19 protein-coding genes and 3 rRNA genes are annotated in these 23,888 nt (G+C 44.7%); 2 read left to right on the forward strand and 20 right to left on the reverse strand.

Features of this window, described 5'->3' with window-relative positions; translation table 11 throughout:
- Nucleotides 1–14: 14 nt before the first annotated feature.
- The 18 genes from recN to infC all read right to left on the reverse strand — a co-directional run bounded on the left by recN (nt 15) and on the right by infC (nt 19,770).
- Nucleotides 15–1,733 carry a DNA repair protein RecN gene (gene recN, locus B1s21160_RS03340; protein WP_190276926.1) on the reverse strand — a complete coding sequence of 573 codons (1,719 nt, stop codon included), beginning with the start codon at nt 1,731–1,733 and terminating at the stop codon, nt 15–17.
- Entirely contained in the window at nt 1,726–2,574 is an 849-nt protein-coding gene (locus tag B1s21160_RS03345; RefSeq protein WP_095672429.1) for an NAD kinase, read from the reverse strand. The genes recN and B1s21160_RS03345 overlap by 8 nt, the downstream gene beginning before the upstream one ends.
- Nucleotides 2,571–3,359 carry a TlyA family RNA methyltransferase gene (locus B1s21160_RS03350; protein ID WP_095672430.1) on the reverse strand — a complete coding sequence of 263 codons (789 nt, stop codon included), beginning with the start codon at nt 3,357–3,359 and terminating at the stop codon, nt 2,571–2,573. Before B1s21160_RS03350 ends, B1s21160_RS03345 begins: the two co-directional genes overlap by 4 nt.
- Before the next feature lie 3 nt (nt 3,360–3,362).
- On the reverse strand, nt 3,363–3,503 hold the full coding sequence (locus B1s21160_RS06355) for a hypothetical protein (RefSeq protein WP_190276980.1): 141 nt from the start codon (nt 3,501–3,503) through the stop codon (nt 3,363–3,365).
- Between the two features lie 107 nt (nt 3,504–3,610).
- A 5S ribosomal RNA gene (gene rrf, locus B1s21160_RS03355) occupies nt 3,611–3,727 on the reverse strand.
- A 121-nt stretch (nt 3,728–3,848) separates the two neighbouring features.
- A 23S ribosomal RNA gene (locus tag B1s21160_RS03360) occupies nt 3,849–6,946 on the reverse strand.
- 265 nt (nt 6,947–7,211) lie between these two features.
- Nucleotides 7,212–8,726, reverse strand: a 16S ribosomal RNA gene (locus B1s21160_RS03365).
- The 16S, 23S and 5S rRNA genes sit together here, the layout of an rRNA operon.
- A 491-nt stretch (nt 8,727–9,217) precedes the next feature.
- Nucleotides 9,218–10,492 (reverse strand): tyrosine--tRNA ligase, encoded by a 1,275-nt coding sequence (gene tyrS, locus B1s21160_RS03370; RefSeq protein ID WP_095672431.1) that lies wholly within the window; start codon nt 10,490–10,492, stop codon nt 9,218–9,220.
- Nucleotides 10,493–10,494: 2 nt separating this feature from the next.
- Complete coding sequence (argH, locus tag B1s21160_RS03375; RefSeq protein WP_095672432.1) at nt 10,495–11,916, reverse strand: argininosuccinate lyase; 1,422 nt, start codon at nt 11,914–11,916, stop codon at nt 10,495–10,497.
- Nucleotides 11,913–12,392: an arginine repressor gene (locus B1s21160_RS03380; RefSeq protein WP_095672433.1), complete on the reverse strand. Its 480-nt coding sequence runs from the start codon at nt 12,390–12,392 to the stop codon at nt 11,913–11,915. The genes argH and B1s21160_RS03380 overlap by 4 nt, the downstream gene beginning before the upstream one ends.
- Complete coding sequence (gene argB / locus B1s21160_RS03385; RefSeq protein WP_095672434.1) at nt 12,392–13,180, reverse strand: acetylglutamate kinase; 789 nt, start codon at nt 13,178–13,180, stop codon at nt 12,392–12,394. Before argB ends, B1s21160_RS03380 begins: the two co-directional genes overlap by 1 nt.
- A complete protein-coding gene (gene argC, locus B1s21160_RS03390) occupies nt 13,177–14,208 on the reverse strand; it encodes an N-acetyl-gamma-glutamyl-phosphate reductase (RefSeq protein ID WP_223297917.1) in 1,032 nt (343 codons plus the stop codon). The genes argB and argC overlap by 4 nt, the downstream gene beginning before the upstream one ends.
- 37 nt (nt 14,209–14,245) lie before the next feature.
- Nucleotides 14,246–16,705 carry a phenylalanine--tRNA ligase subunit beta gene (gene pheT / locus B1s21160_RS03395; protein WP_095672436.1) on the reverse strand — a complete coding sequence of 820 codons (2,460 nt, stop codon included), beginning with the start codon at nt 16,703–16,705 and terminating at the stop codon, nt 14,246–14,248.
- On the reverse strand, nt 16,702–17,718 hold the full coding sequence (pheS, locus tag B1s21160_RS03400) for a phenylalanine--tRNA ligase subunit alpha (RefSeq protein ID WP_041887392.1): 1,017 nt from the start codon (nt 17,716–17,718) through the stop codon (nt 16,702–16,704). The genes pheT and pheS overlap by 4 nt, the downstream gene beginning before the upstream one ends.
- A gap of 15 nt (nt 17,719–17,733) precedes the next feature.
- Nucleotides 17,734–18,546, reverse strand: coding sequence for a TrmH family RNA methyltransferase (locus B1s21160_RS03405; protein WP_095672437.1), 813 nt, complete (start codon nt 18,544–18,546; stop codon nt 17,734–17,736).
- A gap of 25 nt (nt 18,547–18,571) precedes the next feature.
- Nucleotides 18,572–18,934 (reverse strand): 50S ribosomal protein L20, encoded by a 363-nt coding sequence (gene rplT / locus B1s21160_RS03410; protein WP_041887395.1) that lies wholly within the window; start codon nt 18,932–18,934, stop codon nt 18,572–18,574.
- An 11-nt stretch (nt 18,935–18,945) separates the two neighbouring features.
- On the reverse strand, nt 18,946–19,143 hold the full coding sequence (rpmI, locus tag B1s21160_RS03415; RefSeq protein WP_041887397.1) for a 50S ribosomal protein L35: 198 nt from the start codon (nt 19,141–19,143) through the stop codon (nt 18,946–18,948).
- Nucleotides 19,144–19,770, reverse strand: coding sequence for a translation initiation factor IF-3 (gene infC / locus B1s21160_RS03420; protein WP_320410432.1), 627 nt, complete (start codon nt 19,768–19,770; stop codon nt 19,144–19,146). It abuts the gene before it with no gap.
- Between the two features lie 290 nt (nt 19,771–20,060).
- Between infC and B1s21160_RS03425 the strand changes: the two genes are divergently transcribed.
- Nucleotides 20,061–21,317, forward strand: coding sequence for a uracil-xanthine permease family protein (locus B1s21160_RS03425; RefSeq protein ID WP_041887400.1), 1,257 nt, complete (start codon nt 20,061–20,063; stop codon nt 21,315–21,317).
- Nucleotides 21,318–21,408: 91 nt separating this feature from the next.
- Nucleotides 21,409–21,681 carry a DUF3099 domain-containing protein gene (locus B1s21160_RS03430; protein ID WP_041887401.1) on the forward strand — a complete coding sequence of 91 codons (273 nt, stop codon included), beginning with the start codon at nt 21,409–21,411 and terminating at the stop codon, nt 21,679–21,681.
- On the opposite strand, the gene B1s21160_RS03435 is transcribed toward B1s21160_RS03430, so the two are convergent.
- Nucleotides 21,673–23,544 carry an ABC transporter ATP-binding protein gene (locus B1s21160_RS03435; RefSeq protein WP_190276927.1) on the reverse strand — a complete coding sequence of 624 codons (1,872 nt, stop codon included), beginning with the start codon at nt 23,542–23,544 and terminating at the stop codon, nt 21,673–21,675. The two genes, B1s21160_RS03430 and B1s21160_RS03435, sit on opposite strands and share 9 nt — an antisense overlap.
- Before the next feature lie 31 nt (nt 23,545–23,575).
- Complete coding sequence (locus B1s21160_RS03440; RefSeq protein WP_041887404.1) at nt 23,576–23,887, reverse strand: metal-sulfur cluster assembly factor; 312 nt, start codon at nt 23,885–23,887, stop codon at nt 23,576–23,578.
- Nucleotide 23,888 lies beyond the last annotated feature (1 nt).

Raw genomic sequence — 23,888 nt, forward strand, 5'->3', positions numbered from 1 at the left:
GGAGGTCTAGATTATCATGAATTTCGAACTATCGCTAATAACTCAGTTGCATGGGTCTGCGCAGTTTTAGAATCCTCCTGACCGCTGAGCATTCTGGCAATCTCAACTTTTCTTTGATTCTCATCTATTTCAATCACATCACTTTGTGTCACTAAACCATTTTCACTCTTCTTTACAACTAAATGATTATCTGCCCAAACTGCCACTTGTGGTAAATGAGTTATCACAATTACCTGCGCATTTTTAGCCAGTTTTGCTAATCGTCGGCCCACCTCAACTGCAGCTTTGCCACCAACCCCAGCATCTACTTCATCAAAAATATATGTTCCAATTGGCTCTGCCTCGGCAATAACTACCTCCAAAGCGAGCATTACTCTAGATAATTCCCCGCCACTTGCCACTTTGTTTAGAGGCAGAGCGGCAGCACCAGTATGGGCGGCAAATAAAATACTGATTTCATCCAAACCAAATGCGGAGTAGTTGCTCGGATTACTACCATCTGCGGTGCTCACCTGGATTAAAAATTTTGCATTAGGCATGGACAATGCCTTTATCTCGGTTGTCACTGCACTGGCTAGTTTCTCAGCTGATGCCTTTCGCTGCTTACTAAGTGTAAAACCAGCATCAGCAAGTTTTGTAAACAACTCTTGCGCCTCTTTTTGCAACACTATCACCCGATCACTGCCACCTGATAGATCCGCAATCTTTTCCTTCACCAATTGGCCATCAATAATCAATTGTTCAAAAGCAACCAGACGATCACTACCCTTCCCGTGTTTCTTAAGCAGTGAGTTAAGAGAGGCTTTACGGTCCTGTAGTTTTTCGAACCGATTAGGATCAGCGGCAAGATTTGAAAGGTATGAATTTAGATCGGAGCTAATATCTTGTAGATTAAGTAGATTCTCACTAAACCGCTCACCAATTTGATCAAGTGAGTTATCTTTTCCTCGCACCTGATCTAAACCTTTTCGCACCTGTTGCAGCAGATTAAATGCTGATAACTCCTCATTTTCAAGTAAATTTAGCGAAGTTGTCACCGCTTGGTTTAACTGCTCCACTGATCCAAGCCTTGCGATCTCATTATCTATCACCGACAACTCACCACTTTTTGGCGCGACTTTTGAGAACTCCGCAGCAAATTCAGTTAACTGCGCCAGTTGTGAATCCCGCTCCTTCAATTGCTGCTCTAACTCTTTGATGCGATTAATCAGCTCGTGGTATTGATGAAACACGCTTTGATATGCGATCAAATCTGCTGCTGCATACCTATCCAATAACTCTCTTGCGACCGCTGGTTTAGTTAATTTTGATGAGGAGGATTGAGCATGGATTTCAACTAAGGATGATGCAAAGGCGGATACTGATGCCGCCGATGAAACCGCTCCACCTACTAACACTCTAGATTTACCTTGCGCACTTAAGGTGCGGGTAATGATGACACTCTCATCATCAATTTCACCACCAGATTCCACGATCTGCGCTGCAAGTGATCTTGGTACTGCAAATTTTCCGGTGACACTTGCACGCTCTGCGCCTTGTCTTACTAAATCAGAGTCACTTTTGCTTCCTAAAACCAAGCTTAGTGCGGTTAAAACCATCGTCTTGCCCGCACCAGTTTCACCAGTCAATACGGTTAGACCCGATTTGAACTCGATATTTGAACTTTCGATGACACCAAGTCCACGAATTGAAATCTCTTCTAATGCACTTTTTTGCTTTTGCTTATTACCCACGCCAACCCTCGACTGGCAATTTAAATTTGGCAACTAAACGATCTGTAAAGGTGGCTGATTTAATATGCGCTAGCAGAACATCTTCCTTATCGCTGGTAAGAATTATTCGATCATTTTTTTCCAATTTCATTCGCCGAATTCCATCAGCATTTAAATCAGCTGAATCACTCTCCAAGTCCATTGCAATCTCAGAATTTGGGGAAACCACCATCGGCCTAGAAAATAGCGCATGAGCTGCAAGTGGTAGCAGTACCAATGCATCTACTTCGGGCCAAACCACCGGACCCCCTGCAGAGTAGGCGTACGCAGTTGATCCGGTAGGGGTTGCACAGATAACTGAATCACACCACCATCTAGATAATGGTCGGTGATCAATCTGCACAAATAGATCAATCATTTGGTGATCATTACGCTCTACCAAAACCTCATTTAGCGCCCAACCAGAAGCGATCATCTTGCCACCGCGGTGTAATTGATAGCTAAGACTCATCCGCTCTTCAATCGAAAAGGAGCCGCTGGCAATAGTGGCAGCGATATCTGTTAATGAAGGTCGTTCAATCTCCGCTAAAAAGCCCACATGACCAAGATTGATTCCCAGAATGGGCACATTTTTTCCACGGAATATTTCCGCTGCCCGCAACATAGTTCCATCACCACCTAGAACTACAGCCAGATCAATCTTGGTGTCGGTTTTAAACTCCACTGCGCCGGCACTTTTAATAGTTGTATAAACAGCAATCTTTTTTTCACTTAGCAACTTGGTTAACTCAACTGCGGTGGAGAGCGCTTCACTGCGGGTGGGGTGGGTGACCAGTAAAACCGAACTGATTGTGTTGCTCATGCCGGACCCCTTTCAATTGCCAGAACTAAATCTACTTCCAATAAGGATGGCGCACCTTTATGCAACCACAAGAAGTACTCCACATTTCCTGATGGTCCAGGTAGTGGACTTGCCACCACACCCAATGTGCCCAGCCCTAAAGAGTAGGCAGTATCGGCAACTGCTGCCACCGCCTCTTTGCGCAGCTGTGCATCTCTGACCACTCCGCCTGCCCCTAATTTTTCTTTTCCCACCTCAAATTGTGGTTTGACCATTACTAAGAAATCCGCCTCTGGCTTAGAAACAGCAATCAGTGCTGGTAATACCAATTTCAAAGAGATAAAAGAGAGATCTGCCACCACTAAATCAATTTCTTCTCCTACCTGGGCGGCAGTTAAAGTTCTCACATTCACCCGATCCAAAATTTTTACTCTAGGGTCTTTCTGCAACTGCCAAGCAAGTTGGCCGTAGCCAACATCTGCCGCCACCACTTTTTTCACACCACGTTTTAACAAAACATCAGTAAAGCCACCAGTAGATGCACCAGCATCTAACGCAGTTTTCCCAGTTAGGTCTATCTTAGAAAAAGCATTCAACGCACCAGATAACTTATGTCCGCCGCGAGAGACAAACTCATCCGCTTCACCTTTTAAGGTGATAGAGATTTGCGAATCTACTTGAGTGGCAGCTTTGCTGGCCGGCAAGCCAGATACTAAAACATTTCCAGATTCAATTAATTCAGTCGCATTTTCCCGGGATCTCGCCAACCCACGTCTTACCAACTCAGCATCTAAGCGAGTTTTCATCAGCTATACACCATCAAGATTTGTTAGCGCCTGCTGCAACTGTTTATGAAGCAACTCAAACTCAGCGCTGTGCAAGGAGAGATCTAACTGATTCAACTTTCCTATCTTCTCCCGCAATTGTTCAAGATCTACGCCATTGTCCATGGCTATAAGGTAGCGAAAAATCATTTGATTTCGCTGATCATATGCATCTAAACTGTAAAAAAATGAGCCCTAACTGAATTAACAGCTAAGGCTCATTATTAAATTGAGTCCGGCGGCGATCTACTCTCCCACAAGGTCCCCCTTGCAGTACCATCGACGCTATAGGGCTTAACTTCCGGGTTCGAAATGGGACCGGGTGTTTCACCTATGCTAAGGCCGCCGAAACATTATTGAGTTATCAAGTCAAGATAAAAATCTATTTAGAAATTAATCTAAATTATTTTTATCCCCGACCGTAGCTCGGGAACCACACAGTGAACGCGATTCAAATTTATTTTTATTGTTGTAGTTAAATCCTCGACCTATTAGTACCGGTCAGCTACAAGGCTTGCGCCTCTTCCACTTCCGGCCTATCAACCCAATAGTCTCTTGGGGGTCTTACCTGGTAAACCAGTGGGAAACCTAATCTTGAAGCGAGCTTCCCGCTTAGATGCTTTCAGCGGTTATCCCTTCCGAACGTTGCTAATCGGCCGTGCTTCTGGCGAAACAACCGACACACAAGAGGTTCGTCCGTCCCGGTCCTCTCGTACTAGGGACAGCCCTTCTCAAGTTTCCTTCGCGCACGGAAGATAGGGACCGAACTGTCTCACGACGTTCTGAACCCAGCTCGCGTGCCTCTTTAATGGGCGAACAGCCCAACCCTTGGGACCTACTCCAGCCCCAGGATGAGACGAGCCGACATCGAGGTGCCAAACCTTGCCGTCGATATGGACTCTTGGGCAAGATCAGCCTGTTATCCCCGGGGTACCTTTTATCCGTTGAGCGACGGCGCTTCCACAAGCCACCGCCGGATCACTAGTTCCTGCTTTCGCACCTGCTTGACATGTCTGTCTCACAGTTAAGCTCCCTTGTGCACTTACACTCGACACCTGATTACCAACCAGGTTGAGGGAACCTTTGAGCGCCTCCGTTACTTTTTGGGAGGCAACCGCCCCAGTTAAACTACCCACCAGACACTGTCCCTGACCCAGATAATGGGCCGAGGTTAGAAACTCAAAACATTCAGAGTGGTATTTCATTTGTTGACTCCACGACACTGGCGTGCCGCTTCAAAGTCTCCCACCTATGCTACACAGAACGTTCCGAGTACCAATATCAAGATATAGTAAAGGTCCCGGGGTCTTTCCGTCTTTCCGCGCGTAACGAGCATCTTTACTCGTAATGCAATTTCGCCGAGTTCATGGTGGAGACAGCGCTCAAGTCGTTACGCCATTCGTGCAGGTCGGAACTTACCCGACAAGGAATTTCGCTACCTTAGGATGGTTATAGTTACCACCGCCGTTTACTGGGGCTTAAGTTCTCGGCTTCGCTCCGAAGAGCTAACCAGTCCCCTTGACCTTCCAGCACCGGGCAGGCGTCAGTCCGTATACATCGTTTTGCAACTTCGCACGGACCTGTGTTTTTGGTAAACAGTCGCTTGAGCCTATTCTCTGCGTCTAACTTATGCTTCGAAGGTAAACCTCTACACAAAAATTAGCCCCCCTTCTCCCGAAGTTACGGGGGTATTTTGCCGAGTTCCTTCACCACGATTCTCTCGATCACCTTGGTATTCTCTACCTGACCACCTGAGTCGGTTTCGGGTACGGGCCACGATAAACCTCGCTAGAAGATTTTCTTGGCAGCATAGGATCATCCACTTCGCCTTACGGCTCGGCATTAAGTCTCAGAGATTGTTCTGCGGATTTTCCTACAGAACCTCCTACACTCTTACCCCAGGTCAACCATCGCCTGGGTTGGATTACCTTCCTGCGTCTCTCCATTGCTTGACTACTAACAACTTGGGTCGTGCGCTCCATCAGCTATTGCTAGCCAACTTCAAACACTTAGCATTATTGATTCGTCATGGACGGTTTATTGCGGGTACTGGAATATCAACCAGTTGTCCATCGACTACGCCTGTCGGCCTCGCCTTAGGACCCGACTTACCCTGAGCGGATTAGCCTGGCTCAGGAACCCTTGGTCATTCGGTGGACGGGTTTCTCACCCGTCTTTCGCTACTCATGTCTACATTCTCACTTGTGTAACTTCCACGGCTGGATTCCTCCGCCGCTTCACTAGTTACACAACGCTCTCCTACCCATCCACACTCCTGGATCTTTCTGGCGAACCATAAGACCGGGATAGTGTGTGAATGACAGAACTTCGGTGCTGTGCTTGAGCCCCGTTACATTGTCGGCGCGAAATCACTTGACCAGTGAGCTATTACGCACTCTTTTAAGGGTGGCTGCTTCTAAGCCAACCTCCTGGTTGTCTATGCGACTTCACATCCTTTTCCACTTAGCACAGGCTTTGGGACCTTAGTTGCTGTTCTGGGTTGTTTCCCTCTCGACAATGAAGCTTATCCCCCACTGTCTCACTGCCACGTTCTCACTTACTGGCATTCGGAGTTTGGCTGACGTTGGTAATCTTGTAGGACCCCTCGGCCATCCAGTGCTCTACCTCCAGTAAGAAACACGTGACGCTGCACCTAAATGCATTTCGGAGAGAACCAGCTATCACGAAGTTTGATTGGTCTTTCACCCCTAGCCACAACTCATCCCCTAAATTTTCAACTTTAGTGGGTTCGGTCCTCCACGCGGTCTTACCCGCGCTTCAACCTGGTCATGGCGAGATCACCTCGCTTCGGGTTTAGATGATGCAACTTATTCGCCCTATTCAGACTCGCTTTCGCTACGGCTTCCCCTCGACGGGTTAACCTTGCTACATCACACTAACTCGTAGACTCATTCTTCAAAAGGCACGCTGTCACTGCACAAGGCAGCTCCAACGGTTTGTATGCAAACGGTTTCAGATTCTATTTCACTCCCCTTGCGGGGTTCTTTTCACCTTTCCCTCACGGTACTTGTTCACTATCGGTCACCAGAGAGTATTTAGGCTTAGCGGGTGGTCCCGCCAGATTCATACCGGATTACACGAGTCCGGTATTACTTGGGATACTAAAAACAAGATAATGAAATTTCGACTACAGGGGTCTCACCTTCTGTGCCGGGCTTTCCCACGCCCTTCATCTACTTCATTATTTTCTGACTTGTTGAATTAACGGCAGTTAACTCCATTTAGTCCCACGACACCGATCATGCAACGCCTGCCGGCTTGGCACATGATTGGTTTAGCCTGCCCCGCTTTCGCTCGCCACTACTAACGGAATCACGGTTGTTTTCTCTTCCTGAGGGTACTGAGATGTTTCACTTCCCCTCGTTACCATCTTCTGTCCTATTTATTCAGACAGAGATAACTGGACATTACTCCAGCTAGGTTTCCCCATTCGGTAATCCTCGGATCGAAGCCTGGTTGGCGGCTCCCCGAGGCTTTTCGCAGCCTCCTACGACCTTCATCGGCTTCTGGTGCCTAGGCATCCGCCATTTGCACTTATTAATTTGTTTCTACATTTATTACAAAGATGCTCGCGTTCACTGTGTAGTTCTCAAGGTACGGGCGAAGTTAATTAACATTGATGAGTTATTTTTATATTTAATTTCTTAAAGTAATAAAAACATTTTCATCTATTAACTAACTCAGAGGGTTCATACCCTCAGAGCCCAACAACGTGCAAGATTTTCAACAAACTTAAATTTAAAATAAATTTTAAATGATTATTTGTGGGGAAATTAAAGTCAATGCTCCACTTATCTAAAGAAAGCTCCTTAGAAAGGAGGTGATCCAGCCGCACCTTCCGGTACGCCTACCTTGTTACGACTTCGTCCCAATCACCGATCCCACCTTAGGCAGCTCCCCCCTTGCGGTTGGGCCACTGACTTTGGGTGTTACCGACTTTCGTGACGTGACGGGCGGTGTGTACAAGCCCCGGGAACGTATTCACCGTAGCGTTGCTGATCTACGATTACTAGCAACTCCAACTTCATGAGGTCGAGTTGCAGACCTCAATCCGAACTGAGACCGGCTTTTTGGGATTCGCTCCACCTTACGGTATTGCAGCCCTCTGTACCGGCCATTGTAGCATGCGTGCAGCCCAAGACATAAGGGGCATGATGATTTGACGTCATCCTCACCTTCCTCCGAGTTAACCCCGGCAGTCTCCTGTGAGTCCCCAACTAAATGCTGGCAACACAGAACGAGGGTTGCGCTCGTTGCGGGACTTAACCCAACATCTCACGACACGAGCTGACGACAACCATGCACCACCTGTATAGAGCCCTTGCGGACATGGCATCTCTGCCACTTTTCCCTATATGTCAAGCCTTGGTAAGGTTCTTCGCGTTGCGTCGAATTGAGCCGCATGCTCCGCTGCTTGTGCGGGGCCCCGTCAATTCCTTTGAGTTTTAATCTTGCGATCGTACTCCCCAGGCGGGGCACTTAATGCGTTAGCTGCGTCGCAGAAACCGTGGAAGGTTCCCACAACTAGTGCCCACCGTTTACGGTCTGGACTACCAGGGTATCTAATCCTGTTCGCTCCCCAGACTTTCGCTCCTCAGTGTCAGTATTGGCCCAGAGACCTGCCTTCGCCGTTGGTGTTCCTCCTGATATCTGCGCATTCCACCGCTACACCAGGAATTCCAGTCTCCCCTACCAAACTCTAGTTTGCTCGTATCGAATGCAGGCCTGAGGTTGAGCCTCAGGTTTTCACATCCGACGTGGCAAACGACCTACGAGCTCTTTACGCCCAATAATTCCGGACAACGCTTGCACCCTATGTATTACCGCGGCTGCTGGCACATAGTTAGCCGGTGCTTCTTTTGTAGGTACCGTCACTTTCGCTTCTTCCCTACTGAAAGCGGTTTACAACCCGAAGGCCTTCATCCCGCACGCGGCGTCGCTGGGTCAGAGTTTCCTCCATTGCCCAATATTCCCCACTGCTGCCTCCCGTAGGAGTCTGGGCCGTGTCTCAGTCCCAGTGTGGCCGGTCGCCCTCTCAGGCCGGCTACCCGTCGTTGCCTTGGTGAGCCATTACCTCACCAACTAGCTGATAGGCCGCGAAGTCATCCTCCACCGAAATTCTTTAAAAACTCAGTGATGCCACTTATGTTTCAATATTCGGTATTAGCACCGGTTTCCCGGTGTTATTCCAAAGTGGAGGGCAGATTCTTCACGTGTTCCTCACCCGTTCGCCGCTAATCCATTTCCGAAGAAACTTCATCGCTCGACTTGCATGTGTTAAGCACGCCGCCAGCGTTCGTCCTGAGCCAGGATCAAACTCTCCATAGAAAATTTGATCTGACAAAAAGACAAACATGACTATCTAATTAATAAATATATTAATCAGAGTTCGCTTATGTTTATAGTCTTTATCAATTGTTTTTTGTTTTGTACTTAAAGCAAATTTATTTATTAATTAAAATAAATAAACTAGTTAATTAAGTTTCAAAGGTATTTATAAAACAAAACTGATGCTATTAAAATTAATAAATTAAAATTAACAACGTCAATTAATGCCTTCGATTTCTAATTGAAATCTTTGGCATTGACTTTCTTGCACGTTGTTGAGTTCTCAAGGTACGACTGCTCACTGGTGGTGAAATTTCTTTCACTTCGCAGGGCAACCCATTTTTTTAGCCTGCAGGCATGCCTACAAACCTTCAAAATCGGGGTTTTCCATACACGGCCTTTTGATAAGAGTCCGTCTCGTATGGGGAGGAGAAATATAGCCTCAGCCAGATGAGGGGGTCAAATCACGAAATGCCCAAAAATGAGCGTTTTTAGCCTACTATTTCAACCGCTGCTAGATCCCGTTTGCCCTTACGCAGGAGCAGGTACTTGCCCTGCAAAAGGTCTGATTTTGTGGGGGTGAAATCCTCACTTTCCACCCGTTTATTGTTCAAATACGCCCCACCCTCCTTCAAAATCCGCCTAGCAGCAGACTTGGAATCCACCACCCCCGTGGCTACCAGCAATTCAATCCATGAGGGAAAAGGGTCCCCCTTCTTTACCGTGGTTCTTGGCAACTGCCCTAAGGCTGCATCCAAGGTAGGCAGATCCAATTCTGAGATCTCACCCTGTCCAAACAAAGCTTTGGCAGCCTCCTCAACTTTTTGAGTCATCCCAGCGCCATGTATCAAACTGGTCATCTCCCTGGCTAACTCTCGGTGGGCTTGTCTGGCCCCTGGATCGATTTTGACACTCTCAATTAACTGCTCAATTTCAACTCTGCTCTTCATGGAAAATACCTTAAGTAGCTTTGGCAAATCAGCATCCTCGCTGTTGAGCCAGAATTGGAAGAACTCATAGGCGGAGGTCATCTGATCATCAAGCCAAATTGCACCAGATGCAGTTTTACCAAATTTTGATCCATCAGATTTTGTTAGTAACGGCACAGTTAAAGCATGGGCTGCGCCGCCTTCAACCTTTCGGATCAGATCCAGGCCGGCCACGATATTTCCCCATTGATCAGAGCCACCAATTTGCAGTTTGCAATTATGCCGGCGATAAAGTTCCAAATAATCAAAGGATTGCAAAACTTGGTAGGAGAACTCGGTGTAAGAGATACCAACTGAGGCTAGGCGATTTGCGACTGAATCCTTGGCCAACATTTGATTTACTGAAAAATGTTTCCCGATATCACGTAAAAACTCCAATGCCGAAACTGGCTTAGTCCAATCAAGGTTATTGACTAGTTTGGCAGCCGCCTTCTTGTCCTTGAAATCTAAAACTTTTTCCACCTGTTTTTTGATCTTAGCGACCCACTCAGAAACAGTTTTTTCTTCATTCAATATTCGCTCATCATTTTTACCACTAGGGTCGCCTACCAATCCAGTGGCACCGCCTACCAAGGCAATTGGATTATGGCCCGCTAATTGAAATCTTCGCAAAACCAAAAAAACTACCAAATTTCCAAGATGCATACTAGGCGCCGTGGGATCAATCCCAAGATAAAGGGTGGTTGGTTTACTCAACAGCTGATCAAGCTCCTTGCGATCAGTTGATTGCGCAATTAACCCGCGCCATTCAAGGTCTGCTAAAAGCGAGTTCTCCATGGTCAGATCATGCCCGATAAAGGCTTGCGACGCCTTGAAATTTCACTTTCGATTCGGGTGATCTCAGATTTTAACTGAATAAGTGCTGTGCTTACTGAGTTTTTCGAGGTGGCCATCGATGACCTTCGGCTATCTACTGCACCTTTCACATCTAAGAGCTCTTTCACCTCATCGGTGAGGGATGGATGAATTGTAAGTAATTGCACTGTTGTTAACTGCTGCAAGGTGATGCCATTTTTCTCACAGAATTTTACACACTCTCCCGCAATCTCATGGGCAGTGGCAAATGGGATCTGCTTTTTCGCCAAAAAGTCTGCAATCTCAGTAGCTAATGAAAAACCATCAGCAGCAGTTTTAGATATTTTCGCTGGCAAAAAATTCGCAGTTGCGACCATGCCAGATACCGCAGGTAAAAGAAGTAACAATTGATCCACTGAATCAAATACTGGCTCCTTGTCCTCTTGCAGATCTCGGTTGTAAGCGAAGGGCATGGCTTTCAAAACCACAAGTAGGCTAGTGAGGTTTCCAATGAATCTGCCAGATTTACCTCTAGCTAACTCTGCTACATCCGCATTTTTCTTTTGCGGCATTATCGAAGAGCCAGTTGTATATGCATCATCAATTTCCAGCCAACCAAACTCAGTAGAGCTCCATAGAATGAACTCCTCGCCAACTTTAGAAAGATGAACACCGATCATCGCCATTATAAATAACGCCTCTGCTGCAAAATCACGATCACTGACGGCATCAATACTGTTCGGCATAACTCCTGCAAAACCTAACTCACTTGCAATCTTCTCTGGTTTTGGTACCAATGAGGAACCAGCAAGTGCTCCTGCGCCAAAAGGTGAGAAATTATTTCTATCCAACCAATCAAATATTCGATCCACATCTCGCAACAGGCCATGAGAGTGCTTGCTCAACTCTTGTGCGAAGGTTATTGGCTGGGCATGTTGGGTATGAGTGAAACCAGAAGCGATCAAATCCAAATGCCTTTCTGCTTGAGCGTTAAAGGCTTGAACCAGCGAAGTAATCTGCGCTGCAATCTCAAGTAGGTGATCAACTAAATAGAGTTTGAAATCAGTTATTACCAAATCGTTTCTAGATCGGCCAGCCCTAATTGCGCCTCCAACTGGGCCGCATTTTTCAATTAAGCCCCGTTCAATTGCGCTGTGCACATCCTCATCGGCTTTGGTATAGGTGAACTTGCCAGAACCTATCTCAGTTGCCAATTGGAGCAGGGCCTTTTCAATCTTTCCACCCTCCTCTTTACTCACTACCGATTGGGCAACCAAACTTTTTAGATGAACTAGATTCACCTCAATCTCATATGGCGCAAGACGCCAGTCAAAATGGACACTTCTGGACAAAGCTGCCACTGATTCTGCTGGTCCGCTACTAAATCTTCCACCCCAAAGTGTCATTTATTTGCTCCTAATAACTTGTTGATTTCACGGACCAGGGATGCTCCCCCTGTTGCTGATTTAGCAACCACTAAAACCGTGTCATCACCTGCAATCGTCCCAATGGCTGAATGCAGTTTTCCAGATTTCATGGCGCGATCAAGATTGCCAGCAATAAGCTGGGCAGCACCTGGTGGAGTTTTTACTACTGCAAGATTGCCACTTGAATCCAATGATGAAATTAACTCCGACATCCCCTTACTTTTGACACTTTGCGGGGATGATACAAATTGATATCGAAAAATGCCGTTGTTGTCTTTACCACGTACTGCGCCCAACTCTTCTAAATCACGACTAGCAGTTGCTTGTGTCATCGTATAACCATGCTTAGAAATCTCTCTTACTAGATCACTTTGTGAATGTATCAACTCATCATCAACTAGTTTGATGATTAACGCTCTTCGAGCTGTAGCAGATTGCATATTTACTTTTGCCATTACGCACTCACCAAGGTTCCGCCCTGATCATCCAAAGCATCCAACACTGCAGCAAGATCAGTACCATTCGTTATCCTGACCGCAAAAGCTCCCGAATCAATTGCATTAATTGCCGCTGCAACCTTTGGAATCATTCCTTCGGAAAAAGATGGCGCTATTTGTTTTAATTCATCAATAGTTATCTCATCAATATGTGAGGTTTCATCTGGCCAGTTACGATAAATACCATCAACATCAGTTAGAAAAATTACGCAGTCAGCTCTTAAAGCACCACCAATAGCGCCGGCAACTAAATCTGCGTTAATGTTGAATCCCACGCCATCAGCATCAGTTGCCACTGGAGAAATCACCGGCAAGTACCCCTCAGTGATCAAACTCTCTAAGATCATTGGATTAACCTCAGCTACCTGCCCAACAAAACCAATATCAACCTGCTTACCATCAACAACTGGCTTGAATTTTTCCGCTCTAATTAGCCCGCCATCGGCGGCTGATAAACCCACTGCATTAACCTCACTACCAATCAAGTAATTAACTATTGATCGTAATACAGTGCCGCTTAATACTGACTGAACTACCTCAAAAACCTGTGAATCTGTAACACGATAACCAGCAATTTTTTCACTAACCAGATTTTTTTCTTCAAGCGCTTTATCTATCTGTGGTCCGCCACCGTGAACTAAAACGATTTGTTCACCATCTAGAAAGGCATCAGCAATTGCTTCTAAAACAGGATCGTTGGAATCCACATTTGGCAACGCATTCCCACCATATTTGATTACGATCATCTAACACCTACTGCGTGTAGTCCTAGATCCTCTGGGAAATCACACATCAAATTCGCGTTTTGAATTGCTTGACCAGCAGCACCTTTACCAAGATTATCAATGGCGGTTGAAATCACTATTCGATTAACATGGGTATCAACAGCAATTTGTATTTGCACGTTATTACTGCCTAAGACTGCACTAGTCATTGGCATCTGATTCGCTGGCAATAGTGAAACGAATTTACTCTTCAAATAAAAATGAGAGTATTTACTACGTAAACTATCCAGATTGCTCTCGGTTGTTATCTTTGCGGTAACTGTTGCCAGTATGCCTCTTGGCATAGGCGCAAGAATCGGTGTAAATGAGATTTTTACCGCTGACTTTGCGAACTCACTGAGAATCTGTTCGATCTCAGGTGTGTGTTGGTGCACTCCACCAAACTTATAGGAGGTGAGATTATTCATAACTTCACTACCTAACAGGTTTACCTTTGCACTGCGTCCTGCGCCGGTCGTGCCTGAAGCAGCTACCACCACAATGTCGGAGGTATCTATATCAGCTAATACTGGAGCAATAGAAAGTGCAATAGCGGTTGCATAACAACCCGGGTTTGCTACCTTGGTTGCAATGGCAATTTCTTTGTGATTAACCAGTTCTGGTAAACCATAGAGCCAACTTCCAGCATGAACTCCCCCATAATATTTCTCCCAATCTTTCACATTTGAAAGTCTAAAATCTGCGCCCAAGTCAACAATCTTTACCCGCGCATCTATTTGCGAGATTAATTTTGCAGATTCTCCATGCGGAAGTGCTATAAAAACTAGATCACAAGAATTTATTTCAGTTGTATTAGTTTGTGAGAATTTCTGGCCAGAAAAAGCGGTAAGTTGTGGATGAAGCAACGTAATTAATTCACCTGCATTATTACCTGCTGCTATGTAGTTAAGATTGAATTTTGGATGTCCAGAGAGCAATCTTAAAAGCTCACCACCGGTGTAGCCACTGGCGCCAATTACTCCCACTTTCATGGAACGATCATAACGCATAACAGTATATTTATGCAAATGTTTGCATAATTATACATTAAGAACGCAATACCACCCCACAGGACCTAGCTGCCGCAGCTACTGCAGCATCCCGATAGCCAGCTACTTCATCAGCTGTGAGGGTGCGATCTGATGCCCGAAAGGAAAGCGTGAAAGCTAATGAAACTTTACCCTCACCAATTTGATCGTATCTATCAAACAATAAAATTGACTCCAGTAGGTTGCCCGCACCGGAACGCAATGCTTTTTCAACTTCAGCCGCTGCAACATCCTTATTCACTATTAACGCAATATCTTGCACAGTTGCGGGTTGGTTCCAAATTGATGGTGCTTTTGTGGTTTGAGCACTTGGAAGTTCACTTAAGATCACTGCAAAAGCACAGGTGCGCTCCGGAAGATCAAGTGATGAGATCACCCTCGGATGCAATTCACCCGCATGCGCAATTGGCTTTCCGCCAACTCTTATCTCTGCACACCTACCTGGATGCCAAGGTGCTAGCGAACTACTGACAACTTCAAAATCATTACCGGTAGATTCAACAATTTCGATTGCTTTCGCGATCGCATCGCTCCAAAAGAATTTAACTCCTTTGCCCTGCCAATTAGATAGGAGTGCCTCACCCGCAACTACTGCGCCGATAAAGAGCATCTGCTTTGGGACCCCTGAATAAATAGCGTCAATACTCTTGGCAGAAGGCCTTCTACTTGTTTCTGGCATTACTGCTCTATTTAATGTGGAGGTATTTCTAAAGACAGATCCAATTTCAAAGATTGCAAGATCTTTCACACCTCTACTCACATTTCGCTCCAAGGTAGTGAGTAACCCGGGTAGTAAATGAGTACGCAGCAATGGTGTCTCGGCAGAGATAGGGTTTGCAATCTTGAATGACTTTGCTCGATCTCCTGTGAAGCCCAGTAAATCAACCAACTCCTGAGATACAAATGGATAGTTAATAACCTCTGAAAAACCTTGATTGGCCAACATTTGTGCAACTTGGCGCTTACGTTGTTGCATTTTATTCAGAGCGCCACCAGTTTTGCCTATTGGCAATCTAGATGCAATAAGTTGATAACCATTTAATCTAGCAATCTCTTCCGCAAAATCTGCCATGCTATTTAAATCTGGACGCCAAGTTGGGATTTCAATTGCAATCAAGTCACCGCTGCCACTTACCTTGCAACCAATCGATGTCAGAGAATCTTTAACTTGCTTTATCGAGTATGAGTAACCAATGAATTTAGATACTTTTGCAATGCTAACTTTTAATTTACGTTTCTTGATCGGCGCACCACCGATTGAGCTGCCCACATACTTTGCCTCTGCAAGATCGACTAGCAAATTGACCGCTCTAGCTGAAGCGATTTCAGCCATCATTGGATCAGTGTTTCGTTCGATTCTGCGTGATGCCTCACTAGAAAGTTTGTGTGAGCGAGAGTTTCTCGCAACGCTAATCGGATCAAAATGGGCTGCTTCAAGTGCAATTCTATTTGTTGTAGATGACACCTCTGAAGCTAGGCCTCCCATAGTGCCCGCCAATGCGAGTGGTGCTTTGCTATCACATATCAATAAATTATCTGAATCTAAATCACGATCTACTTTGTCTAATGTGGTCAATCTTTTGAATTTACCTGCCCGCACAACACGTAAACCACCAACCACCATGTCTGCATCAAAGGCATGCAGTGGTTGGCCTAACTCCAACATTACATAATTAGTTATATCAACAGCCAATGAAATTGACCGCATACCGCATTTTTCTATCCGTCGTTGCATCCATATCGGTGTTGGTTTTTTCATATTTACATTTTCAATGGTTCGAATGTATATTTGATCCGCACCAGTTTTATCTTCAATCTTTACCGAGACCGCTTTGCTGGTTTTAACCGGTTTGAATTGCTTGGAAATTTTGAGGTCGGCTGGATCCACGAACTTACACTTTAAGGAACCGGCCAATTCTCTGGCCAGACCTCGTACCGACATTGCATATCCTCGATCTGGATTGATTGCGATATCAAAAACAACATCTGATATATCAAGTAGCTTGATCGCATCATTTCCGATTTCTCCTTGAGGCAACACAATAATGCCAGCATGTTCATCGCTGATACCCAATTCTTTGGCAGAACAAATCATGCCATCACTTAATCTGCCATAGGTTTGTCGAGCAGAAATCGCAAAATTTCCAGGTAATACAGCGCCGGGAAGTGCCACCACAACTAGATCATTTACTTTGAAGTTTCTTGCTCCGCAAATGACATACCTGATTTGTTTATCGCCAAGATCAAGGCCCACATAACGAATAGGTTTCCTATTTTCTGGAAGCTCCTCAATTGATTTTACCTTGCCAACTAAAATCGGCCCCTTCAAATTTTGACCTTGCCGATCGATAGCCTCAACTTCAAATCCAACATTGACAAAGGCCTGGGCAATTTGATCGGTAGTAATTTTTGGCGGTAATTTCACATATTCGCTCAACCAACTTAATGGGACTTTCATTTATTACCAACTCCGAAACTTTGTGTGAATCGAACATCACCCTCAACGATGTCATGCATATCATTGATGCCATGTTTGACCATAAGGGTTCTTTCTAATCCCATTCCAAATGCAAAACCCGAGAATTTTTTAGTATCAATTCCACAACCTATTAGAACCTTCTCATTCACCATTCCGCATCCGCCCCATTCAATCCAACGGCCGTTGAAAAACACATCTACCTCAGCGGATGGCTCAGTGAACGGAAAAAAAGATGGGCGTAATCTTGTTTTAACATTCTCACCAAAAATAGATTTAGCAAAAAAGTCCAAGGTGCCCTTTAAATCTGCCATGGTTATATTTTCATCAACAACTAAACCCTCCACCTGGTGAAAAACTGGCGTGTGGGTAGCATCTAACTCATCCGAGCGGTACGTCTTCCCTGGACAAATTACATATATGGGGGGTTTTTCATCAAGCATAGTTCTAATTTGCACCGGAGATGTGTGGGTGCGTAAAACCAGATTTGCATCTAACGGCTCAACGAAAAAAGTATCCTGCATTGTTCGAGCTGGATGGTCGGCTGGAATATTTAGAGCGTCAAAATTAAGCCATGCAGACTCCAGCTCGGGTCCTTCAGCCACCTTGTATCCAAGGCCGATGAACAAATCATTTATTTCATTGGTCAAAATTGTTAAAGGATGAAGTCCACCTTTTAATGTTCTGCGGCCAGGTAGAGTTACATCTACTCTCTCGGTTAATAAGACTTCTGTATCACGAACTTCAGACAATTCAACACTTTTCTTTTCAAAGGCTTGATTGATTTGGGCTCGAGCCGATCCGATCAATTTTCCAAACTCTGCTCGCTGGGATTGATCAATTGACGCCAATAGTTGATTTGCCTTCGCAAGTGGTGATTTATCTCCAACAAAATCTATCTTTATTTGCTTCATCGCATCTAAATTGACCGCTGAAGCAATTGCACTAAGCGCAGAAGCTAAATCACGATTTATTTGGGCTTGATCTAAAGACATAATGCGCTAAGTCTATTAGTAGAGCCCCACGGAATGTAGGACAATTGCCGCAGCACTTGCCACATTTAATGATTCTGCAAAGCCTTTCATCGGGATAGCAACCTTAACTAGTTCAGATGGCAGGGTGGGTAAACCTCTAGCTTCATTTCCGAAAAGCCAACCCGATGGTTGTTTTGAAACCCTACTAACAAATGAGCTGTTGAAACTTTCTTCTCCTTCACCAGTTAACGCATAAAGTGGCAGGTTATTCACCCCTGCTTGGTTAATGAACTCATCAATATTGACATCTGTTACTGCCGGTATGTGCCACAACGAACCTACTGTTGACCGTACAGTTTTTGGGTTAAAAATGTCGACACTGTCAGATGAGAAGACAACTGCATCAAAACCACAAGCATCAGCGGTTCTAATAACTGTCCCGGCATTACCTGGATCTTGAATTTGCCAAAAGTAAGCAATCTTATTGGGCTTACTCGCCCATAAATCCGATAACTTCATAGATTTTGAGGAACACAGTGCAATTATTCCCTGTGGAGATTCTGAATCTGCCATTGCAGTCATTACCTGATCTGAAACCATTATCAGTTCATATTTCTCTAAGTTCGCAGATGATATTTCTTGTTGCAATTTTAATAATCCAGACTCAGTAACATAAACATGCTTCACTGCAAGTCCGGCAATTAATTTAGAGGTTAGTGCTTCTCGAACTGTTTGTATTCCTTCGGCAATGAACGCGCTTTCTGTTTCACGATTTTTTTTGCCCCTGGGACCAGTAAGAGCCTTAACTCGCTCAATGTGAGGCGAATTAAGGCTCGTAATGTTTTCCATCGATAACTACTCGGTTAAAGATGTTTTAAGCTGTTACAACATTTTTGCGGGCAATCTCAACTAATTTTGAGAATGCTACCGGGTCATTTGTTGCCAATTCAGATAGCACTCTGCGATCCACTTCAATGCCAGCAATCTTTAAACCTTGAATTAAACGGTTGTAAGTCATGCCGTTTGCCCGGGCAGCTGCATTGATTCGTTGAATCCAAAGTCGACGGAAGTCACCTTTTTTATCTTTACGATCGTTGAACGCATAAACAAGTGAGTGAGTAACCTGTTCTTTTGCCTTTGAAAATAGACGTGAACGTTGACCGCGATAACCTGCAGCTCGTTCTAGAGTTGTACGGCGCTTCTTCGCCGCATGTACACCACGTTTTACTCTTGCCATTATCTTCTCCTTTACTTCAAACCGAGCATGCGCTTTGCGGCAAATGCATTTGGCGCTTTAGCTGCCACATCACCAGTTAGGCGACGGGTTAATCTTGAAGATTTTCGTTCAAGCAGGTGGCGTTTGCCAGCACGCTCGTGCATGATCTTTCCTGATCCAGTAACGCGAAAGCGCTTCTTCGCTCCACTATGTGTCTTCATCTTTGGCATTTACTTACCTCCTGTTGATTTTGCTGCTAAATCCATTTTTTCTTTCACTGGTGCTTTTGGTGCTGCCTTTTTAGTAGCACCTGATTTCTTAGCTGGCCCTAGTACCATTGTCATATTGCGGCCTTCTTGTTTTGCCGCAAACTCCACAATCGATACTTCAGAAAGCTCCTCAGCGATCTTTTGTAGTAATCGATATCCCATCTCTGGTCTGGATTGCTCCCGACCACGAAACTGAATTGTTACCTTCACTTTATCCCCACCTGCCAAAAATCGCTCTATATGGTTACGTTTTGTTTCGTAATCATGTGGTTCGATACTTGGTCGAAGTCGCATCTCTTTCACAACAATATGTGTCTGATTCTGCCTAGCTTCCCGAGCCTTCTGCGCAATTTCGTATTTGTATTTACCAAAATCCATAATTTTGCAGACCGGAGGATTTGCATCTGGTGAAATCTCAACTAGATCTAAACCGATCTCTTCTGAGAGTTTAAGCGCTTTATCTATTGCAGTTACGCCCAACTGTTCACCGTCATAGCCAATCAACCGAACTTCAGGAACGCGAATTCGATCATTGATACGTGGTTCTGTGCTGATAAGTTCTCCTTGCTGCTTCGCTAGATTGATAATTGACTACACAAGCGAAAACAGCCGCACTTCTTAACGAAGCAACCAGTTCGCCGAAGCGAAGTAGGTGGGAGCGTATGCATCCACTTGATGGGCAAATCATACATAAAGAGAATCAATGGCGGAAATTGAGCGTGGTGAATCAAACAAAATGTAAAAAATGGCAGAAATCTATCCATACCTACGGGTAATTTTTCCTTGTAGTTCTATTCTTTTTGGTTAACACCCACCCCCTTTGGGCAGCAAAGAGACCTGCCTCAAAATGAGTCAGGTTCAACTATCAAGGAGAAATAATGCTTAGTTGGAAACTGCATGGAGATGGAAAACAGATACAACCTGGAGAGGTTGTATCGATTGATGAACGCCTATCTTGGCCACGTACCTTGGGCATGGGCCTTCAACACATTGTTGCAATGTTTGGTGCCACATTTTTAGTGCCAATCATTACTGGGTTTTCACCGACCACAACTCTCTTTTTCTCAGGTATCGGAACAATTCTTTTCATAATAATTACGCAAAATAAACTTCCGAGTTATTTGGGTTCCTCATTCGCCTTCTTAGCACCAGTTGCCGCAGCAAAAACCTCGGGTGGAATACCTGCCGCATTAGGCGGAATTGTTGCTGCAGGCGTTTTGCTAGCAGTCGTTGGTTTTATTGCCAAAGCGGCAGGAACTGCCTGGATAGATTCACTACTTCCACCAGTGGTTACCGGAACGATTGTTATGGTGATTGGGTTGAACTTAGCTGGTGCAGCAAAGAATGACTTTATGCAAGGGCAAAGAGTTGGTTTGATCACGCTCCTAGCAATCGGATTAATTTCCGCTTTCTTCCGAGGATTTCTCGGTCGAATTAGCATCTTTGCAGGTTTAGTAATTGGATATGCAGTCGCTGCATTGATGGGTGATGTGGATTTCACCGGTGTGGAAGCTGCAAGTTGGGTTGCCATGCCTTCATTTACATCTCCAACCTTTGATAGCAGCGCAATGTTACTTTTCTTGCCAGTTGTACTAGTTCTAATTGCCGAAAATGTTGGGCACGTTAAAGCGGTTGCCGCAATGACAGGGAAGAATCTTGATGACCAGATTGGCAACGCATTAATTGCAGATGGAGCAGCCACAACCCTGGCTGGTCTAGGTGGCGGTTCCGGAACAACTACATACGCTGAAAACATTGGCGTCATGGCGGCAAGTCGGGTGTACTCCACACTTGCTTACATCTTTGCTGGTGTTGGTGCAATTCTTTTGGCGCTATCTCCAAAATTCGGAGCAGTTCTATCTGCAACTCCTGCAGGGGTTAAGGGTGGAGTGACTGTTGCCTTGTTTGGGATGATCGGTGTATTGGGTGCAAGAATTTGGATAGATGGCAGAGTCAATTTTGCCAATCCAATAAATCTATACATTGCGGCATCTTGTTTAATCATCGGTATCTCCGATATGTCCTGGACTCGGGGTGATTACACATTTAGTGGGATCATCAATGCAACTGTACTTGCGGTATTTGGATATCAGATCCTTAACCGGATCGCCAAAGCAAGAGGTACTGGCAACTAGAAAAGTACTTTTCAATGAGGTGGCTCACAAAAGGTGGACCACCTCATTGTGTTTACTCGCTAAATTACAAGATTAAACATAGGCTTATTGCGTGAGAAAAAAACAAGAAGCAACGCAATCGATTACCACCGCGCAATCTGGGCTTTCGCTGGATCAAGCTGCCAGGCAGCGCAGGTATTTCATTTCGATGATGATTAGAACAGTGTGTTTTATTCTTACAGTTTTACTGCCAAGTCCATACCGTTGGATTGCCTTAGCTGGAGCACTCACGCTGCCTTATATTGCAGTTATTGCTGCCAATGCGGGACGAGAGACTATTAAGAAAGATGCAATCTTCTCACCTAAACGTAAAGGCTTAAATTAGATCTGCCTCAAGGTTCTGCTTTTCATATAAATCAAAATATAGACCTCTAGCAGCTACTAATTCTTGGTGAGTACCTCTCTCCACGATGCGACCCTGATCAACCACGATTATTTGATCTGCATGCAAAATAGTTGATAGTCGATGGGCAATCACAATGCTGGTACGACCAACCAACGCCTCTTTCAAAGCAGACTGTACTAGCGCCTCATTTTCAGAATCTAAATGAGCAGTTGCTTCATCAAGTATTACCAAGCTAGGTTGCTTCAAAAGTAATCTTGCAATTGCCAATCTTTGTTTCTCACCACCAGATAATCGATGGCCTCGCTCCCCAACCACTGTTTCCAACCCATTGGGTAGTGATTGAATAAAATCCCAAATTCGTGCAGAGATACAAGCTGACTCAATTTCGCGCAAAGAAGCATTGGGCTTGGCATAAAGCAGATTTACCTTGATTGAATCATGGAACATATGAGAATCTTGAGTGACTACACCAATAGCTGTCCTCAAGGACTTAATAGTGTAATTTCGAATATCTAGGTTATTTATAGAAATCCCACCTGCAGTAACATCATAAAGTCTGGCAATTAAACTACTGATCGTGCTTTTTCCAGCACCAGATGGGCCAACTATTCCAGTGAGGGTGCCTGGGGGAACTTTAAAACTAATTGATTTCAGAACTTCACCACTTGCAATCAATTCAGGCTTAGCAATCATTTCCAATGAAGCCAGTGAAATATCCTCCGCCTTAGGATAAGAAAAAGACACATCTGAAAATATGATCTCTGGTTTATCAGTGATTAGATCCTTGGCATTTGGTGAATCTACAACCATGGGCTTCAGATCTAAAACCTCAAAAACTCTTTCAAATGAGACCAGTGCTGTCATAACATCAACTCTTACATTTGATAAAGCGGTGAGTGGTCCGTATAGCCGAGCGAGCAGCGCAGTTAAAGCTAAAAGTGTGCCAACAGTTAATTGATCACTTATTGCTAATTGGCCACCAATTCCATATGCAATCGCTGTTGCCACGGCGGCGATTGATGTGAGTGATATAAAAAAAATTCTATTAAGTAATGCGATTGATACACCGATATCAGCGACTTTTTTTGCCTTTGCTGAAAACTGTATCTTCTCTTTTTTCGCATCTCCATAAAGTGATACCAACAACGCGCCTGAAACATTGAATCTTTCTGACATAGTAGATGACATTGATGCATTTATATCAAATGACTCTCTGGTGTATGCCTGTAATTTGCGGCCAACCCATTTTGTTGGCAACAAGAAAACTGGCAAGAGAGTTAATGACACCAAAGTGATCTGCCACGAAAGAGTCAGCATCGCTGCTGCAACTAGAATTAAACTGAGAAGATTGCTAATTACACCTGAAAGTGTGGAGGTAAAGGCTTGCTGTGCGCCAATTACATCTGAGTTTAATCTTGATATAAGAGCTCCAGTTTGAGTTCTAGTAAAAAAAGCAATGGATTGCTTCTGAACATGCTCAAAACTTAATCGCCGAAGGTCATAGATCAAGCTCTCGCCTATACGGGCTGAAAACCAACGACCTATCATGCTAAACAACGCATCTAGAAGTGCAATAACTCCTACTGCAATCGCTAACTCTGTGACAATCTCAGAGTTTTTAGGTATTACTCCATCATCAATTAGTTTGCGCAATAACAGGGGTGTTGCAACGATTAAAAAAGCATCAACAACAACAGTTATTAAAAATAGTGATAGTGATAACTTATACGGCAAAGCAAAAGCTGCTATGCGTTTAAGAGTTCCGGGCTTTAATTTTTGATTCTTTACTGACTGGTCCTGGGTTAAGGACCTAAATGACATCCAAGTTGAATGCATCGACATAAGGTGACCCTAGCGATTTATTGTGGATTTATTAAACGGTGAAGCCGATGGAGCGTAGTTGCTCCCTACCATCGTCGGAGATCTTGTTTGGTCCCCAGGGTGGTAGCCACACCCAATTGATTTTTACATCACTAGTTATATCTGCCAGTACTTGTCTAGTTTGATCCTCAATAACATCTTGTAATGGGCATGCAGCTGAAGTTAAGGTCATATCTAAGGTTGCAATATTGTTTTCATCAAGGCGCATGTCATAAACCAAACCAAGATCAATCACATTAATGCCTAACTCAGGGTCAATAACATCCTTCATTGCCTCCGTAAGATCATCAACGCTAGTAGCCATG

This window comes from Candidatus Nanopelagicus hibericus (assembly GCF_002288005.1).
Classification (GTDB): Bacteria; Actinomycetota; Actinomycetes; order Nanopelagicales; family Nanopelagicaceae; genus Nanopelagicus; species Nanopelagicus hibericus.

What these genes read in the sequence shown, in the direction of transcription:
- B1s21160_RS03345 (WP_095672429.1), bottom strand. Translation starts at nt 2,574, where the DNA reads ATGAGCAACACAATCAGTTCGGTTTTACTGGTCACCCACCCCACCCGC.
- B1s21160_RS03350 (WP_095672430.1), bottom strand. Translation starts at nt 3,359, where the DNA reads ATGAAAACTCGCTTAGATGCTGAGTTGGTAAGACGTGGGTTGGCGAGA.
- B1s21160_RS06355 (WP_190276980.1), bottom strand. Translation starts at nt 3,503, where the DNA reads ATGGACAATGGCGTAGATCTTGAACAATTGCGGGAGAAGATAGGAAAG.
- tyrS (WP_095672431.1), bottom strand. Translation starts at nt 10,492, where the DNA reads ATGGAGAACTCGCTTTTAGCAGACCTTGAATGGCGCGGGTTAATTGCG.
- argH (WP_095672432.1), bottom strand. Translation starts at nt 11,916, where the DNA reads ATGACACTTTGGGGTGGAAGATTTAGTAGCGGACCAGCAGAATCAGTG.
- B1s21160_RS03380 (WP_095672433.1), bottom strand. Translation starts at nt 12,392, where the DNA reads ATGGCAAAAGTAAATATGCAATCTGCTACAGCTCGAAGAGCGTTAATC.
- argB (WP_095672434.1), bottom strand. Translation starts at nt 13,180, where the DNA reads ATGATCGTAATCAAATATGGTGGGAATGCGTTGCCAAATGTGGATTCC.
- argC (WP_223297917.1), bottom strand. Translation starts at nt 14,208, where the DNA reads ATGCGTTATGATCGTTCCATGAAAGTGGGAGTAATTGGCGCCAGTGGC.
- pheT (WP_095672436.1), bottom strand. Translation starts at nt 16,705, where the DNA reads ATGAAAGTCCCATTAAGTTGGTTGAGCGAATATGTGAAATTACCGCCA.
- pheS (WP_041887392.1), bottom strand. Translation starts at nt 17,718, where the DNA reads ATGTCTTTAGATCAAGCCCAAATAAATCGTGATTTAGCTTCTGCGCTT.
- B1s21160_RS03405 (WP_095672437.1), bottom strand. Translation starts at nt 18,546, where the DNA reads ATGGAAAACATTACGAGCCTTAATTCGCCTCACATTGAGCGAGTTAAG.
- rplT (WP_041887395.1), bottom strand. Translation starts at nt 18,934, where the DNA reads ATGGCAAGAGTAAAACGTGGTGTACATGCGGCGAAGAAGCGCCGTACA.
- rpmI (WP_041887397.1), bottom strand. Translation starts at nt 19,143, where the DNA reads ATGCCAAAGATGAAGACACATAGTGGAGCGAAGAAGCGCTTTCGCGTT.
- B1s21160_RS03425 (WP_041887400.1), top strand. Translation starts at nt 20,061, where the DNA reads ATGCTTAGTTGGAAACTGCATGGAGATGGAAAACAGATACAACCTGGA.
- B1s21160_RS03435 (WP_190276927.1), bottom strand. Translation starts at nt 23,544, where the DNA reads ATGTCGATGCATTCAACTTGGATGTCATTTAGGTCCTTAACCCAGGAC.
- B1s21160_RS03440 (WP_041887404.1), bottom strand. Translation starts at nt 23,887, where the DNA reads ATGGCTACTAGCGTTGATGATCTTACGGAGGCAATGAAGGATGTTATT.